Consider the following 16,149-nt stretch of genomic DNA (forward strand, 5'->3'; position numbering starts at 1 on the left):
TCAGGGCATCGGAGAAGCGCGGGGCATAAGCCGAAGCGAGGGCATAAGCCGAAGCGCGGGGCATAAGCCGGAGCGCCGGGCATAAACCGCAGCGCCAGGAACTACAGCACGCGGCTGAGGAACTCCTTGGTGCGGGCGTGCTGGGGGTTGGCGATGATTTCCCGGGGATCACCCGATTCCACCACCACGCCTCCGTCCATGAAGGTCAGGGTGTCGCCGACTTCGCGGGCAAAGCCGATCTCGTGGGTCACCACGATCATGGTCATGCCGGACTTGGCCAGGTCCTTCATCACGTTCAGCACGTCGCCTACGAGCTCGGGGTCGAGGGCGGATGTGGGCTCGTCGAAAAGCATCAGCTCGGGCTCCATTGCCAGGGCCCGTGCGATCGCCACTCGCTGCTGCTGGCCACCGGAAAGCTGGCCCGGGTAGTGGTTGGCCCGCTCGCCGAGCCCCACCCGCTCCAGCAATTCGAGAGCCTGCTTCTTGGCGGCAGCTTTGTTCTTGCCCTTGACCTGCACCGGCGCTTCCATGACGTTGTACAGCGCGGTCTTATGTGGGAACAGGTTGAAACGCTGGAAGACCATGCCGATTTCCCGGCGCTGTGCGGCGATTTCCTTGACCTTCAGGTCATGGAGGCGGCCGTTGACTTCGCGGTAGCCGATCAATTGGTCGCCGACCGAGATTCGGCCGGCGCTGATCGTTTCAAGCAGGTTGACGCACCGCAACATGGTTGATTTGCCGGAGCCGGAGGGGCCGATGACAACGGAAACCTCGCCTTGGTTGACGGTGAGGTCGATGCCGCGGAGGACATGGTGCTGGCCGTAGTACTTGTGCAGGCCTTCGATCCGCACCAGCGGTTTCTGTGTGGTGACGGTCATTTTGCCTCATCCTCGGGGAAGTCCATCTTCAGGGCAGGTTCGGCTTCAGCGCTCGGTGCCACTGCTGCGGCCGCCTTGGCGGCTGCGGGGTTGATAACCACGGCCGGAGCCTGGTTGGTGTCCACGCCCTTGCCGTAGTAGGCCTCGATGTAGTGTTGGCCGACCATGAGCAGGCTGGTGATGACGAGGTACCAGATGGCGGCGACGATCAGCAAAGGCACCGGAAGGTAGATCCGGTTGGCCAAGGCGTTGGTCGCGAACGTCAGGTCCAGGGTGAACGGGACGGCCAGGACCAGCGAGGTGGTCTTGAGCATGCCGATGGTTTCGTTGCCCGTCGGCGGAACGATGATGCGCATTGCTTGGGGAAGGATGATCCGCCACATGATCTTTCCACCTCCCATGCCAAGTGCCTCGGCGGCTTCAGTCTGGCCCTTGTCGACAGACTTCAGACCTGCACGGAAAATCTCTGCCAAGTAGGCGGATTCGTTCAGGCCAAGGCCGAGAATCGCACCGACAACGGCTGTGATCACGGTGCTTGTGTCGATGCTGAACAATTCAGGACCGAACGGCACGCCAGCACTGATCTTGGGGTAGAGAACAGCGATCAGGCCCCAGAAGACCAACTGGGTGTACACAGGAGTACCCCGGAAGAACCAGACCCACACCCAGGACGTGTAGCGCAGCACGGGGTTGTCGGACTGCCGCATTACCGCCAGGAGGATGGCGAGGACAATCGCAATGACCATGGACGCCACCGTCAAGAGCAACGTCCAGCCGACGCCCTGCACGACTTTCACGTCGAGGATGTACGTCCCCACCACGTCCCACCGGAAGTTGTGGTTGGTAATCACGCTTTGAATCATCAGCGCCACGACACCAAGGATGATGATGGCGCTGATCCACCGTCCAGGGTGGCGTACCGGAACCGAGTTGTTCAGCACCGGTGCATTGTGGCTTTGTTGATGGTGATCCATCTGTGCACCTGATTTTTTGTCAGTGGCGGGCAGACTCAAGATTTGACCGCCGGGTTGACCTCGGACTTGGTGATGGCGCCTTCGGCGTTGCCCCAGCCGGTGAGGATCTTCTTGTACGAACCGTCAGCCATGAGCTTGGTGAGGGTCTTCTGGATGAGGTCGGCGAGGGCCGTGTCCGACTTCGCGACGGCGATGCCCTGCGGCGCGGCGTCGTAGACGTCTCCAAGCTTCTCCAGCTGTCCGTTCGTCTGGGACAGTGCGTAGCCGATGATGGGGGAGTCCGCGGCCATTGCGTCGATGCTGCCGTTGACGAGGCGGGTGGTCACGTCGGTCTGGTTCTTGAGGGTGACGATGTTGATGGGCTGCTTGCCATCGGCGACGCACTTCTTGTTGCGGCCGGACAGGTCCGGATCTTCCTGCACGGTGCCGGTCTGGACGCCGATGGACTTGCCGCAGACGTCGTCGAGGGAGAACTTCTTCGGGTTGCCCTTCTGAACGGCCCAGGCGGTGCCTGCGTTGAAGTAGCTCACCATGTTCACGGCGCCGAGGCGGTCAGGGTTGATGGTGAAGGAGGAGATGCCGAGATCGTACTTGGGGCCGAGTGCCGGAAGGATTCCGGTGAATTCGGCCGTCTGCACCTGGACCTTGAGGCCCAAGGTGGCGCCGATCGCCTTGGCGAGGTCGACGTCGTAACCCACCGGGGTCTGTCCGTCGGGTCCGAGGAACTCGGCGGGGGCGTAGGAGGTGTCCGAGCCGACCGTCAGGGTGCCCTTGGCCTTGATGGCCGCCGGCACCATGGCCGCGAGGGTGTCGTCCTTCTGGATGGTGGTGGGGTCAAAGCTTGCATTCGCGCTGCTCGAAGGTGCGGAGGAACCCTGCGTGCCTTGCTCGGAGGCGTTGGTGCATGCGGTGAGGGCCAATGCGCCGATTGCGATGATGGTCGCGGCCTTTAGCGTCGAACTGACCGGTAGCGAACGGGATTTCTGCATTTTCTTACCTTTTTTTGCAGTGGATGCGAATCTTATCGGTTCATAGTGTAACGCTGACCGTGAGATGTGCGTCACAGGAAACTAAGTTTTCCTATTGGATAACCTACCAAGTAAAAAATCAAGACCGGTTTTACCTATGGTGTCTTGGTTCCCAGACAAAGAGAAGCCCTCAAGGGGGCGAAGGCGAGGCTAAGGGGCGGACCCTAGCGGTTGATGCCCAGCGATTCGAGCATCGGCCGGAATTTTGCCCACGTCTCAGCCAATTCAGCCTCAGGAACCGAGCCCTCGACGATTCCGCAGCCGGCATAGAGCCGCACGGTGTTAGCATCCTCGATGATGGCGCCGCGCAAGGCGATGCCCCATTCGCCATTGCCGGCGGCATCGAGCCAACCGACCGGCCCCGCGTATGGACCGCGGTCCATGTGTTCCAGCTCGCGGATGAGCGCGCCGGCCACGGACGTGGGCGTGCCACAGACAGCTGCCGTGGGGTGGAGGGCGTTGATCAGGGCCAGGCATGTAGGGACATGTCCCTCGATGTCCGCGAGTTCGGCTTTGACGTCCGACGCCAAGTGCCACACATTCGGCAGTTCCAGGATGAACGGTTCGCTATGGGCGTTCATGGCCTCGGAGAAGGGCGCAAGCTGCGTAGTGAGCGATTGGATCGCGATCTCGTGCTCATGGCGCTGCTTCTCGGAACCAGCCAGCACCCGCTCGGCGTATTCCATCGGCGAGCCGTCCATTCCTTCGGCGTCGCGGCGGTCCAGCGTCCCGGCGAGGACCCGCGCCTGCGCGGTGCGGCCTTCCACCTGGATGAGCATTTCCGGCGTCGCGCCCACCAAGCCGTCCACGCCGTAGGTCCAGCATTCCCTGTAGCTGCGCGCCAGTTCGCGAAGCACGTGGGCGGCATTCACGCCGTCAGGCAGCGTTGCCACGACGTCGCGCGCGAGCACGAGCTTTTCGAGCTTCCCCGTCCGGATTTCAGCGACGCCGTCTGCCACCGCTTGCTTCCAAGCCGCCTCAGTCAAGGATCCGCTCTCGAGCGTCACCTTTCCGTTGACGTCAAAGGAAGAGCGCCCGACGTCGGAGCCTCCCGCCGCGGGCCGCTCACGGTCCGCACGGCTGAGCCAGCCCGCGAGGGCGGCGAGGGCACCCTCCTCGGTGAGGTCGCCGTCGTCGAACGTCAACTGGGTCAGCCACGAGCGGCCATCCCGGATCCCCACCACAATCTCCGGCAGGATCAGCCGGGACTCAAAGGCGGAAGTCCTGGAAAAGGCAAAAGAGCCAAAGGCCACAGGGCCGGTGCCGGGAAGCTCGAGGTGATCCGTGATCTCAGCTTCGATGACGAGGTGGCGCCACCACATGTCCGCCTCCAGGAAGCGTTCGGCCCCCGTAGCGGTGAAGCGCGCGAGCTCGCCGAAACCCACCAATCCGTTCTCGCGGCGGGACCAGCAAAGGACGTCGTCCCGCACCAGAAACGACGGCAGCCCCCCGGAGGATGAATCAACATCGAGGGGGACTGTCAAGGTACGGAGCGTGCTCGTCATGATGGAACAACATTACTCCCGCGGACCAGCTCGAACGGAGCGCCCGAAATGCCCTCCCTTATTTGTCTGAGACAATTGCAACGTGAACCGAGCATCCTTGGAAAAGCGTCCGGACGAAGTTGCGACCATGTTTGACGATGTCGCGCCCAAATACGACGTCGTCAACGATGTCCTGTCCATGGGGCAGACCCGGCGGTGGCGTCGCGTCGTTTTCGAAGCGATGGATGTTCGCGTCGGCCAGCGGGTCCTCGACCTCGCCGCCGGCACGGGCACCTCAAGCGAGCCTTATGCCGACGCCGGCGTGGACGTCGTGGCATGCGATTTTTCCTTGGGAATGCTCAAGGTCGGCAAGCGCCGCCGCCCGGACATCAACTTCGTCGCCGGCGATGCCACCAACCTGCCGTTCGCGGATAACTCCTTCGACGCCTGCACGATTTCCTTCGGGCTGCGCAACGTCAACGAACCCCACAAGGCGCTCGAAGAAATGCTCCGCGTCACCAAGCCGGGCGGACGTTTGGTCATTGCCGAATTCTCTTCGCCCGTGGTTCCGCTTTGGCGCACCATGTACACCGAATACCTCATGCGTGCCTTGCCGGCGATTGCCACCAAGGTTTCCTCCAACCCGGACGCCTACGTGTACCTCGCCGAGTCGATCCGTGCGTGGCCGGACCAAGACCACCTCGCAGCGTGGCTGCAGGACGCCGGCTGGACCGACGTGAACTACCGCAACCTCAGCGGCGGAATTGTCGCCGTACACCGGGCGCAGAAGCCGGGTGCGGAACACCGCGAAAGCGTTCCCGTCGCCAAGCTTCGCCGCCAGATCAAGCCCCGCCGCCAAGCCGACAACCAGGCCCGCTGACCGCGACTGGCACCTAGGATGCTGTGAACGTACTGATAGTTGGCGCAGGACCAGCCGGGTCCACCGCCGCGTATTACCTTGCCCAGGCCGGTATTTCCGTGACGGTGCTGGAAAAGACCAGCTTTCCGCGCGAGAAGGTCTGCGGAGACGGACTGACCCCGCGCGCCGTGCGCGAAATCCAGAAACTCGGCCTTCCGCACGCTGAAGACGAAGGTTGGCGCCGCAACAAGGGCCTCAGGCTGATCGCCGGCGGCCGGACCATCGAGCTGCCGTGGCCGGAAGTTTCCGATTTCCCCACGTACGGCCTCATCCGGACCCGGCTCGGTTTCGACGAGGAACTGGCCCGGCACGCCCAGGCGGCAGGCGCCGTCGTGCTTGAACGCCACAGCGTCACCGAAGCGCTTCAGTCAGACGACAGGCGCGTTATCGGCGCCCGGGCAGCGATCCTTGACGAGTCCGGACGCAAGACGGGGGAGACCCGCGACTTCCACGCCGACGTCGTCCTCGCCGCGGACGGCAACTCGGCGCGCACGGCGGTTTCCCTCGGCATGCACAAGCGCGACGACCGGCCGCTCGGCGTCGCGGTCCGCACCTACTTCACCTCGCCCCGGCACGAAGACGACTGGATGGAAGGCTGGCTGGAGCTCCCGGGCAAGTCCGGAAAGCCGCTGCCCGGCTACGGTTGGGTATTCGGCGTCGGCGACGGCACGTCCAACGTAGGCCTCGGGATCCTGAACTCCTCGAGGGAATTCGGCAAGCTCGACTACAAGCAAGTCCTCCGCGACTGGACGGCCGGAATGCCGTCCGAATGGGGATTCACGCCGGAAAACCAGGTGGGCGAAATCCGCGGCGCGGCCCTTCCGATGGGTTTCAACCGCACGCCGCACTACTCGCCCGGCCTCCTGTTGCTCGGCGACGCGGGCGGCATGGTGTCGCCGTTCAATGGCGAAGGCATTTCCTACGCCATGGAGTCGGCCCGCTTCGCGGCCGAATTCATCATCGACGCTACGTCGCGCGCCGCCTCGGCGGGATGGACCGCGTACGACGCCGACGCGCACCTTTCGCGGTACGCGGACTATGTGCGGGACCAGTGGGGATCGCACTTCACGCTGGGACGCCTCTTTGCCTCGCTGATCGGTAAGCCGGCCGTCATGAAGCTCGCGTTGCGGACGGGCATGCCTATCCCGGTACTCATGCGCTTTGTGGTGCGGATGCTCGCAAACCTCACGGATGCCTCGGCCAAGGGATTCGAAGACCGGGTCATCCGGGTACTTGAGATGCTGGTGCCCCCGACGTCCAACACCACGTCCCGGTCCGTTTCGCCCCGTGCCGGCACCGAATCACCGCTTTCCGCTGCGAAAAGTTAGGGTTAACCCGTGACTCACTCTGCCGAACACAGTTGGACGCACGCCGGGCACGGCTTGCCGGAGACTGTCGAACCCGCTCCCACCACCACCGCGATCGCCACGGGCCTGCAGCTTCCTGCCGGTTTTGCGGCCATCGCGAAGGACGCGGAGCTGGGACCTGCCATCACTACCAACCTTGCCCGCGTGGAGAAACAGCTCCGCGAAGCCATTGCCAACTCGGATCCGCTGGCTGACGCAACGTCGCGTCACCTCGTGGAAGCCGGCGGCAAGCGCATCCGTCCGTTGCTGACCCTCTTGTGCGCCCACCTCGGCGACGCTTCCCGGCCGGAAGTGGTCCAAGCCGCGGTCGTGGTTGAACTGACGCACCTCGCAACGCTCTACCACGATGACGTGATGGACTCCGCTCCCTTCCGCCGTGGGGCTCCCACAGCTCACGAAGTGTGGGGGAACTCGGTCGCGATCCTCACGGGCGACCTCATCTTCGCCCGGGCCTCGATCCTGGTATCCGAACTTGGTTCGCGCGCACTGGGAATCCAGGCACGTACCTTCGAACGCTTGTGCTTGGGGCAGTTGCATGAAACCGTGGGCCCGCGCGAAGGCGAAGACACCGTGGCACACTATCTCTCCGTGATCGCCGACAAGACGGGTTCCCTGGTGGCTGCCTCCGGCCAGCTCGGGGCGATCTTCGCGGGCGCGGACGAAGCGTTCGAAGACGTCCTCGTGGAATATGGCGAGAAGGTGGGCGTGGCCTTCCAATTGGCCGACGACGTCATCGATGTGACCGGAGTGAAGGTCAAGTCGGGCAAGTCCCCTGGAACCGACCTCCGTGAAGGCGTACCCACCCTGCCGGTCCTGCTCCTTCGCAAGGCTGCCGCCGAAGGCGACCAGTCCGCCGTCGAACTCTTGAAGCTTGTTGATGGCGACCTCTCATCCGATGAAGCGTTGGCCTCTGCCGTGGCGGGGCTTCGTGAGCATCCCGTGACCGCTGAATCCTGGGTCATTGCACGGCAATGGTCCGCTGAAGCCATCGAGGCCCTGAAGCCACTGCCCGAGGGCGTGGTCAAGGAATCCCTCACCAACTTCGCCCACGCAGTGGTGGACCGCACCAGCTAGTTCACTGGCCTGTAGTTCATTGGCCGAGTGCCGAAGCCGTCCGGGTGGCCTGGTGCCATGCGGGCGGCTTCGTTGGTTTTAGGGCCGGTAGGCGCCGGGTTGCCCAACTAGCCCTTGCCGGAACGCGCTTAAATGCAATGGCCCCGGTTCCTTGGGACGCTACGAGTCACGCGCTCCAACGAACCGGGACCATAATCTCCGTTCGCATCAGACTCACCGGAGGCATTTAGTGAATCCGGTTACAGCTTATGACAACTTTGTCACGGGTGCAACTTTGATGGTCAATAAGTTTTCGAAACCGTGCGGTGCTCTCGGAGGCGGGAAGGGCTTTCGGTCCTGCGCTATTGCTACGCGGACGTGGTTCACCGTCGGAAGACATGGTCAAAGAGGTGTTGTCCGTCTTGCGGCACAGGGAAATCGGCACAGTAAAGGCCGTGACACGCCCTGAATCAGGGCGTGTCACGGCCTTTCAGAATTCAAACAGGGTCAGGAACGGCCGTCAGGCAACCCGCCAACCCCTAGTCTTCTTCGCTGAACGCCCAGTCGAACATGTCGAACACGAACTCGGAGAATGTCCCTTCTTCGGACTTCCATTGCCCGCGGACATTGTTGCGGCGCCACACGATGGGGTCCGGAACGCTGAGGTCGCCGATGCGGAAGCCCCAGGTGAATTGCTCGTCCTCATCCTCGAGGAACATGAGGAAGCCTTCGTCGTCCACTTCGAGTTCCTCGGGATCCCAGAAGTAGTGGTACGCCTCCATGAGGTCCTCGCAGCCACCGAGCGCAAGGTAGAACTCGCGCAGCACCATGGGAATCGTGAAGGAGTGGGCAGACAACGCTTCGTCCAGCTCGGCGGTGGTCAGGCCGTCTTCTTCCTGCCATTCGTCCTCGAGATACTTCGGTACAAGCGCGCGGAATTTCTCGAGGAACATGTCAGTCATGGTCCCATCCTAGCTAATCGCGGAGGCGTGGCTCGGCGCCCGAAGCCACCCCGTTACGATGCCAGCCGCGCACCGCCAAAGGCACCCGCCAAGCCCTGCGCCACGCCACGACCCTGAACGCGAAAACCAGGACGGCGACGAGGACCGCGGTCAGCCCGTTGAAGGCTCCGACGCTCCACAGCACCGCCGTCAGGGTAGCTCCGGCAAAGGCCGGCAGGGCGTACAAATCGCGGGCGTTAAAAAGCGCGGGAATCTCGTTGGCGGTGATGTCGCGGAGTAGGCCGCCGCCCACGGCCGTGGTGACACCCAACACGACGGCCGCCACGGGATTGAGCCCGGCACCCAGTGCCTTGAGCGTGCCCGTGATGCAAAACAACGCCAAGCCGCCGGCGTCGAACAGGGTCAACAGGGAGGTGAAGCGCTGGATGCTGGAAAACAGGAAGTACACCAGTGCCGCTGCAAACAGGGGCGGCAGCAAGTAGACAGGATTGGTGAACGCCGCGGGTGGCCCTGCATTGATGATGATGTCGCGAATGACTCCTCCGCCAAGGGCCACGAGCGAAGCCAGGAGGGCGGACCCGAGGATGTCGAACTGCTTCTTCGCGGCCAGCAAGGATCCGGACACGGCGAAGAAGAGCACGCCGGCCAGGTCGAGCCATACCAGCGCGAGGTCAAAAGTGAACAAATGCAACTCCATTCTTCGTTCACAGTCGGGCGATCCTGCGTGCCCAACGTTACGCTTGCACGCATGAACAGCCCTGTCTTGATCGCGTGCGCCCATGGAACCCGGAACGCCGAAGGCCAGGCAGCGATCCGCCAGGTCCTGGCCGATATCGAGGCCCTGCGTCCGGGCTTGACGGTTGTCGAGGCGTACGTGGACGTCCAGGAACCTGAGTTGTCCGGCGTGGTGGCGGGCCTCCCGGAAGGCACTCCCGCCGTCGTCGTTCCTTTGCTGCTCAGTACCGGTTACCACGTCAAGGTAGACATCCCCAAGGCGATCAAGGGCCGGCCCGAAGTGGTGGCGACGCCGCCGCTGGGGCCGGATCCGCGGCTGGCGGAACTGCTCGCGGCCCGGTTGCGCGAGGCCGGATTGGGTGACGACGACGGCGTCCTCCTTGCCGCCGCCGGCTCGTCGCTGCCGGATGGTTCCGTCGACTCGGAAGAGCAAGCCCGCCTGCTCGCCGAACTGCTGCCGAACAAAGTGCGGGTCGCCTACGGTGCCAGTGCGGAACCAAACGTGCCCGACGGCGTCGCGGCCTTGCGTGCCGAACTCGCCAGGGCCGAACTCGCCGGGACTGAACAGGCCGGGGGAGCCGGACGCATTGTGGTGGCCTCATATCTCCTGGCCACGGGGTACTTCCACGACCAGCTTTTCAAGGCTGAAGCCGACGTCGTCACGGCACCGCTGCTGCCCTCGCCGGCACTCGCGGAGATCGCCTTGGAACGTTACGACGCAGCGGTTGCCGCACGTCCCTGAAATGTGCCCTTCCGCTGCCCTCCCGGATGCACAGGAGGGCTTGTCCCACAAGGCCCATCGGCGGTTCGTGACGAAATATTTCCCTAGGTGACTCTTCGTTTCCGGCCCTTTGTTACGCCTCTCCAGCCAGCCCTACAGTCGAATGCATGACTGATACTGCTGTAGCTGGCGCCTCCGCGGACCAGGCTGCCCCTAAGCGCCCGGCACGCGCCGCCCGTCCTGCCGCCAAACCCCACGGCCAGTGGAAAGTTGACGGCACCACGCCGCTCAACGCCAATGAGACGTGGAAGCAGGAAGACAACGGGCTGAACGTCCGCGAGCGTGTCGAGTCTATTTACGCCAAGAACGGCTTCGACTCCATCGACGGCACCGACCTGCACGGCCGTTTCCGCTGGTGGGGCCTGTACACGCAGCGCAAGCAAGGGATCGACGGCGGCAAGACCGCCACGCTCGAACCGCACGAGCTGGAAGACAAGTTCTTCATGCTCCGCGTCCGGATCGACGGCGGTGCACTCACCACTGAGCAACTGCGCGTGATCGGCCAGATTTCCGTGGACTTCGCCCGCGGCTCGGCAGACATCACTGACCGCCAGAACATCCAACTGCACTGGATCCAGGTTGAGGACGTGCCGGAGATCTGGCGCCGCCTCGAAGCCGTGGGACTGTCCACCACCGAGGCCTGCGGCGACGTTCCGCGTGTCATCCTCGGTTCGCCGGTTGCCGGCATCGCCAAGGACGAGATCATCGACCCCACTCCGTTGATCAACGAGATCGCGGAGCGCTTCATCGGCGACCCCGAGCTCGCCAACCTGCCGCGCAAGTACAAGACAGCTATCACCGGACACCCTTCGCAGGACGTCGTCCACGAGATCAACGACTGCGCCTTCGTCGGCGTGATCCACCCCGAACTCGGCGCCGGCTACGACCTCTGGGTCGGCGGCGCACTGTCCACGAACCCGATGCTCGGCAAGCGCCTCGGCGCCTTCGTGACGCCTGAACAGGGCGCCGAGGTCTGGAACGGCGTGACCAGCATCTTCCGCGACTACGGTTACCGCCGCATGCGCACCAAGGCCCGCCTGAAGTTCCTTCTCGCGGACTGGGGCACCGAGAAGTTCCGCCAGGTCCTCGAAGACGAATACCTCGGCTACAAGCTGGCCGACGGCCCTGCCGCACCCAAGCCCGCCACGCCGGGCGACCACGTCGGAATCCACGAGCAGAAGGACGGCAAGTTCTTCATCGGCGCCACCCCGTTGGCCGGCCGCCTGACCGGCAGCCAGCTGGTCACCCTCGCCGACACCCTCGAAGCCCGCGGCTCCTACCGGCTGCGCACCACGCCGCACCAGAAGGTCGTCGTGCTCGACGTCCCCAGGGAGAACGTGGAGCCGCTCGTCGCCGAACTCGACGCCTTGGGCCTCTCCGCCCGGCCGTCCGTGTTCCGCCGCGGGACCATCGCCTGCACCGGCATCGAGTTCTGCAAGCTCGCCATCGTCGAGACCAAGGTGACGGCTGCGACCGCCGTCGCCGAGCTCGAGAAGCGCCTGGCCGACCTCGCGGACAGCGGCCAGTTGCCGCAGGCCCTCTCGCTTCACATCAATGGCTGCCCCAACTCCTGTGCCCGCATCCAGACCGCGGACATCGGGCTCAAGGGCATGATGCTGCCAACCCCCGACGGCGACCCGAGCCCCGGCTTCCAGGTCCACTTGGGTGGCGGACTCGCTTCCACCGATCGCGACGAAGCAGGCCTGGGGCGGACTGTTCGCGGCCTCAAGGTCTACGTCGAAGACTTGCCCGACTACGTTGAACGCGTTGTCCGTAAGTTCGTTGCCAACCGTGCCGAGGGCCAGACCTTCGCCGAGTGGGCACACGCTGCCGAGGAAGGTGACCTGCAATGACCACTCCGACTCCTGCAACCTTGCGCTCCCACGACGAGCTGAAAGCGCTGGCCGAGGCCGGTGCCGCCGAGCTCGGCTGGAACGCACCTGCCCGCGACGTCATCGCCTGGGTGGCCCGCAACTTCGAACTGCCCACAGTGGCCGTCGCGTGCTCCATGGCTGACGCCGTGTTGCCTGCGCTTGTCGCGGACCAGCTTCCCGGCGTCGAGGTCTTGTTCCTGGAGACCGGCTACCACTTCCCGGAAACCTACGCCACGCGCGATGAGGTTGCCGCAAACCTGCGCGTGAACGTGGTGGACGTCCTCCCGGAGAACACCGTTGAGCAGCAGGACCGACTCCTCGGCAAGGACCTGTTCGCCCGCGACGCCGCCCAGTGCTGCGCCCTCCGGAAAGTCCAGCCGCTCCGCAGGACCCTGGGCGGTTACGAAGTGTGGTTCACCGGCGTGCGCCGCGATGAGGCCCCTACCCGGACCAACACTCCGCTGATCACTTGGGACGAAGCCAACGGCCTGGTCAAGGTCAACCCGATGGCCGACTGGAGTTTCGACCAGCTGGTCCAGTATTCCGAAGACAACATCCTTCCCGTCAATCCCCTCCTGGCCCAGGGCTACCCGTCGATCGGATGCCAGCCTTGCACCAGGAAAGTGGCCCCGGGAGCTGATCCTCGCTCCGGCCGCTGGGCAGGTACCGACAAGACAGAATGCGGGCTACACGTATGAGCACCTTGAGCACGACGACGACGGACGGCTACGCCTCCACAGCAGATGCCGCCCCCGCCCCTTCGCCGCGCGGCATCCGTCCTGCGGACGATGCGCGCGGCTCCGACAGGCCCGATGCCACTCCCGGGGCGGCATATGCTGTTCCGGCTCTGCGGTCGGATCGCCTCTCGTCGCTCGACACCCTCGAGTCCGAGGCCATCCACATCATTCGTGAGGTCGTCGCCGAGTTCGAGCGCCCCGCGTTGCTGTTCTCCGGCGGCAAGGACTCCGTGGTCATGCTGCACCTGGCCACCAAGGCGTTCTGGCCGGGCAAGGTCCCCTTCCCGGTGCTGCACGTCGACACCGGCCACAACTTCCCCGAGGTCATCGAATTCCGTGACCGCACGGTGGAACGGCTCGGCCTGAAGCTCGTGGTCGGCTCCGTCCAGGAGTTCATCGACCGCGGCGAACTCTCCGAGCGTGCTGACGGCACCCGCAACCCGCTCCAGACCGTTCCGCTGCTGGACGCCATCCAGCGCAACAAGTTCGACGCCGTCTTCGGCGGCGGCCGCCGTGACGAGGACAAGGCGCGCGCCAAGGAGCGCATCTTGAGCCTTCGCGACGAATTCGGACAGTGGGACCCGCGCAACCAGCGCCCTGAACTGTGGAACCTGTACAACGGCCGCCACACCGTGGGCCAGCATGTTCGCGCTTTCCCGATCAGCAACTGGACCGAACTGGACGTTTGGCGCTACATCGAGCGCGAAAACATCGAGCTTCCCGGTTTGTACTACGCCCACGAGCGCGAGGTCTTCGAGCGCGACGGAATGTGGCGTGCCGTGGGTGAGGTTTCCATGCCGCTCCCGCACGAGGAAGTGGTGACGAAGCTCGTGCGTTACCGCACCGTGGGCGACATGTCCTGCACCGGCGCCGTTGTTTCCGACGCCCGCACGGTTGCCGACGTCGTTGTTGAGGTAGCCGCATCCACACTCACCGAACGTGGCGCCACCCGCGCAGATGATCGCATCTCCGAGGCAGCCATGGAAGACCGCAAGAAGGACGGCTACTTCTAATGAGCACTGAGACTTCACTCCTGGAAACCGGCCTGCGCGAATCCACGCTGTTCCGTTTCGCCACGGCCGGATCGGTCGACGACGGCAAGTCCACGCTTGTTGGGCGGCTTCTGCACGACTCGAAGGCGATCCTCGCCGATCAGCTCGACGCCGTGGCCCGCACCTCCGCGGACCGTGGGTTTGGTGGCGGCGCCGCGGGTTCGCAGGCAATCGACCTCGCCCTCCTCACCGACGGGCTTCGCGCCGAGCGTGAACAGGGCATCACCATCGATGTCGCCTACCGCTACTTCGCCACGGATCGCCGCAGCTTCATCCTCGCGGACTGCCCCGGCCACGTTCAGTACACCAAGAACACGGTGACGGGCGCGTCCACTGCGGATGCCGTCGTCGTACTCATTGATGCCCGCAAGGGTGTCCTGGAGCAGACCCGCAGGCACCTCTCGGTACTGCAGCTCCTCCGTGTGGCGCACGTGATCGTGGCCGTGAACAAGATCGACCTCGTGGAATTCAGCGAGTCCGTCTTCCGCGAGATCGAAACCGATGTCCAGAAGGTCGCCCGGGAACTCGGCCTGGGCAGCGACGGGATCGCGGACCTCGTGGTCATCCCGGTCTCGGCCCTCGACGGCGACAACGTGGTGGACCGCTCCGAGCGCACCCCGTGGTACAGCGGACCGGCCCTCCTTGAGGTCCTGGAAACCTTGCCCGCGGCCGATGAGCTTGAAAGCCACTTGGAGAGCTTCCGCTTCCCGGTCCAGCTGGTCATCCGTCCGCAGGGCGCGCTGGCCCCCGACGCCGTCGCCGCAGGGCTCGACGTCGAAGCGTACCGCGACTACCGCGCGTACGCCGGCCAGGTCACGGAAGGCACCGTCAAGATCGGCGACAAGGTCACGGTCCTGAGCCCTGGCGCCGAGCCGCGCAACACCACGGTGACCGGCATCGACTTTGCCGGAAGCGAGTTGGCCGAAGCCACGGCTCCCCAGTCGGTGGCGCTGCGCTTGGCCGATGACATCGATATCGCCCGCGGTGACACCATTGCCGCGGCCGGGACGGTGCGTGAAAGTTCCGCCGATTTGTACGCGGCCCTGTGCTGGCTTTCTCCCAAGCCGTTGCGCGAGGGATCCAAGGTGCTCGTGAAGCACGGGACCCGGACTGTCCAGGCGCTTGTCCGTAATGTGACCGGCAAGCTCGATCTCGCGACGTTCGATGTCCAGCCCGCGTCCAGCCTCGAATTGAACGACATCGGCAACGCGCAGTTGCGTCTCGCCGCGCCGCTGCCGTTGGAGAACTACCTGCACCACCGCCGCACCGGTGCGTTCCTGGTGATCGATCCTGCGGACGGCAACACTTTGGCCGCCGGCCTGGTCAAGGACCACCCGGGCGACCATGAGGATGAACGTTACGTCATCTGACGCGGCTCTCTCGTGAAACCGCAGCTTGTTTCCCAAACCGTGCCCTCAAGGCCCGGGTTGGGAAACAAGCTGCGGTTTTTTCGTAATATGGCCGGTTCGATTGTGACGCCGCGTGAACCTGCGTGACCCCGGGTTTCCACGTCATTGAACGGCAATTATGACAATCCCTAAGGTTTATCCATGACCAATCCGGAACGGTCCTTGCCTGCCCATGAAGGGCGATGTCGCTAGGCCGGACAACCCGCCAAGCACCCCCACAACGCATTCAAGGATCTCCCAACATGGCCAACACCCCAGAACCAACACGGCCCGGACCCGCGCCCGGCAACATCAGGATTGTTGCTGGTGACGGTGGTAAGCCGTCCCGTCGTCGTGCGCTTCAGATTGGTGTTGCTGCCGGTCTGGTGGTGCTGGTGGGCGGCGGTGCTGCCGTGGCGTCCGTGGTTGCGAAGAACAATGAGGCCCAGCCGGCCGTGGCGGCGGCGTTGACCTCGCCCGCGGCGGAACTCAAGCTCGGCTATTTCGGCAACGTCACCCACGCCCCGGCCCTGGTCGGGGTGAGCAAGGGCCTGATCGCGAAGGAACTGGGCACCACGAAGCTGACCACCCAGATCTTCAACGCCGGCCCGGCGGCGATCGAGGCGTTGAATGCCGGCGCGATCGATGCCGCGTACCTGGGCCCGAACCCGGCGATCAACTCGTTCGTGCAAAGCAAGGGCGCTTCGGTGAGCATCATTGCCGGCGCGGCCTCGGGCGGGGCGCAGTTGGTGGTCCGGCCCGGGATCACTTCGGCGGCGGATTTGAAGGGCAAGACCCTGGCGTCGCCGCAGTTGGGCGGGACCCAGGATGTGGCGTTGCGTGCCTGGCTGGGCAAGCAGGGGTTGAAGACGAGTGCGGCCGGTGGCGGGGATGTGGCGATCAATCCGACCGAGAAC

At 64.4% G+C, this 16,149-nt stretch carries 15 protein-coding genes; 9 read left to right on the forward strand and 6 right to left on the reverse strand.

Going from position 1 to position 16,149, the window contains the following annotated elements; all coding sequences use genetic code 11:
- Window positions 1-101: 101 nt before the first annotated feature.
- The 4 genes from E1809_RS13295 to E1809_RS13310 all read right to left on the reverse strand — a co-directional run bounded on the left by E1809_RS13295 (window position 102) and on the right by E1809_RS13310 (window position 4,385).
- The gene (locus E1809_RS13295; protein WP_133204708.1) at window positions 102-878 is read right to left on the reverse strand and encodes an amino acid ABC transporter ATP-binding protein; all 777 of its coding nucleotides are present in this window, start codon (window positions 876-878) and stop codon (window positions 102-104) included.
- On the reverse strand, window positions 875-1,852 hold the full coding sequence (locus E1809_RS13300; protein ID WP_133204709.1) for an amino acid ABC transporter permease: 978 nt from the start codon (window positions 1,850-1,852) through the stop codon (window positions 875-877). The genes E1809_RS13295 and E1809_RS13300 overlap by 4 nt, the downstream gene beginning before the upstream one ends.
- 35 nt (window positions 1,853-1,887) lie before the next feature.
- On the reverse strand, window positions 1,888-2,841 hold the full coding sequence (locus tag E1809_RS13305; protein ID WP_133204710.1) for an ABC transporter substrate-binding protein: 954 nt from the start codon (window positions 2,839-2,841) through the stop codon (window positions 1,888-1,890).
- 203 nt (window positions 2,842-3,044) lie between these two features.
- Window positions 3,045-4,385, reverse strand: coding sequence for an isochorismate synthase (locus E1809_RS13310; RefSeq protein WP_133204711.1), 1,341 nt, complete (start codon window positions 4,383-4,385; stop codon window positions 3,045-3,047).
- Window positions 4,386-4,467: 82 nt separating this feature from the next.
- Here E1809_RS13310 and E1809_RS13315 point away from each other — a divergent pair, with 82 nt between their 5' ends.
- From E1809_RS13315 to E1809_RS13325, 3 genes are read left to right on the forward strand one after another with little or no spacing between them, the layout of a single operon-like run.
- Window positions 4,468-5,244 (forward strand): demethylmenaquinone methyltransferase, encoded by a 777-nt coding sequence (locus E1809_RS13315; protein WP_133204712.1) that lies wholly within the window; start codon window positions 4,468-4,470, stop codon window positions 5,242-5,244.
- Window positions 5,245-5,267: 23 nt separating this feature from the next.
- Complete coding sequence (locus E1809_RS13320; protein ID WP_133204713.1) at window positions 5,268-6,611, forward strand: geranylgeranyl reductase family protein; 1,344 nt, start codon at window positions 5,268-5,270, stop codon at window positions 6,609-6,611.
- 9 nt (window positions 6,612-6,620) lie between these two features.
- Window positions 6,621-7,724: a polyprenyl synthetase family protein gene (locus tag E1809_RS13325; protein ID WP_133204714.1), complete on the forward strand. Its 1,104-nt coding sequence runs from the start codon at window positions 6,621-6,623 to the stop codon at window positions 7,722-7,724.
- 518 nt (window positions 7,725-8,242) lie between these two features.
- Here the strand turns inward: E1809_RS13325 and E1809_RS13330 are convergent.
- A complete protein-coding gene (locus tag E1809_RS13330) occupies window positions 8,243-8,665 on the reverse strand; it encodes a hypothetical protein (protein WP_133204715.1) in 423 nt (140 codons plus the stop codon).
- A gap of 13 nt (window positions 8,666-8,678) precedes the next feature.
- Window positions 8,679-9,350 carry a trimeric intracellular cation channel family protein gene (locus E1809_RS13335; protein WP_133204716.1) on the reverse strand — a complete coding sequence of 224 codons (672 nt, stop codon included), beginning with the start codon at window positions 9,348-9,350 and terminating at the stop codon, window positions 8,679-8,681.
- Between the two features lie 63 nt (window positions 9,351-9,413).
- On the opposite strand from E1809_RS13335, the gene E1809_RS13340 reads away from it, so the two are divergent.
- From E1809_RS13340 to E1809_RS13365, 6 genes are all read left to right on the forward strand, one after another.
- Entirely contained in the window at window positions 9,414-10,142 is a 729-nt protein-coding gene (locus tag E1809_RS13340) for a sirohydrochlorin chelatase (protein ID WP_165962310.1), read from the forward strand.
- A gap of 146 nt (window positions 10,143-10,288) precedes the next feature.
- Complete coding sequence (locus E1809_RS13345; RefSeq protein ID WP_133204717.1) at window positions 10,289-12,034, forward strand: nitrite/sulfite reductase; 1,746 nt, start codon at window positions 10,289-10,291, stop codon at window positions 12,032-12,034.
- Entirely contained in the window at window positions 12,031-12,753 is a 723-nt protein-coding gene (locus E1809_RS13350) for a phosphoadenylyl-sulfate reductase (RefSeq protein WP_133204718.1), read from the forward strand. Before E1809_RS13345 ends, E1809_RS13350 begins: the two co-directional genes overlap by 4 nt.
- Window positions 12,750-13,805: a sulfate adenylyltransferase subunit CysD gene (gene cysD / locus E1809_RS13355; protein WP_235835584.1), complete on the forward strand. Its 1,056-nt coding sequence runs from the start codon at window positions 12,750-12,752 to the stop codon at window positions 13,803-13,805. The genes E1809_RS13350 and cysD overlap by 4 nt, the downstream gene beginning before the upstream one ends.
- Window positions 13,805-15,214, forward strand: coding sequence for a sulfate adenylyltransferase subunit 1 (locus E1809_RS13360; protein WP_133204719.1), 1,410 nt, complete (start codon window positions 13,805-13,807; stop codon window positions 15,212-15,214). The genes cysD and E1809_RS13360 overlap by 1 nt, the downstream gene beginning before the upstream one ends.
- A gap of 281 nt (window positions 15,215-15,495) precedes the next feature.
- Window positions 15,496-16,149: ABC transporter substrate-binding protein (locus tag E1809_RS13365; protein WP_165962311.1), on the forward strand; the 654-nt coding region annotated here is incomplete at its 3' end.

The organism is Arthrobacter terricola (assembly GCF_004354015.1).
Classification (GTDB): Bacteria; Actinomycetota; Actinomycetes; order Actinomycetales; family Micrococcaceae; genus Arthrobacter; species Arthrobacter terricola.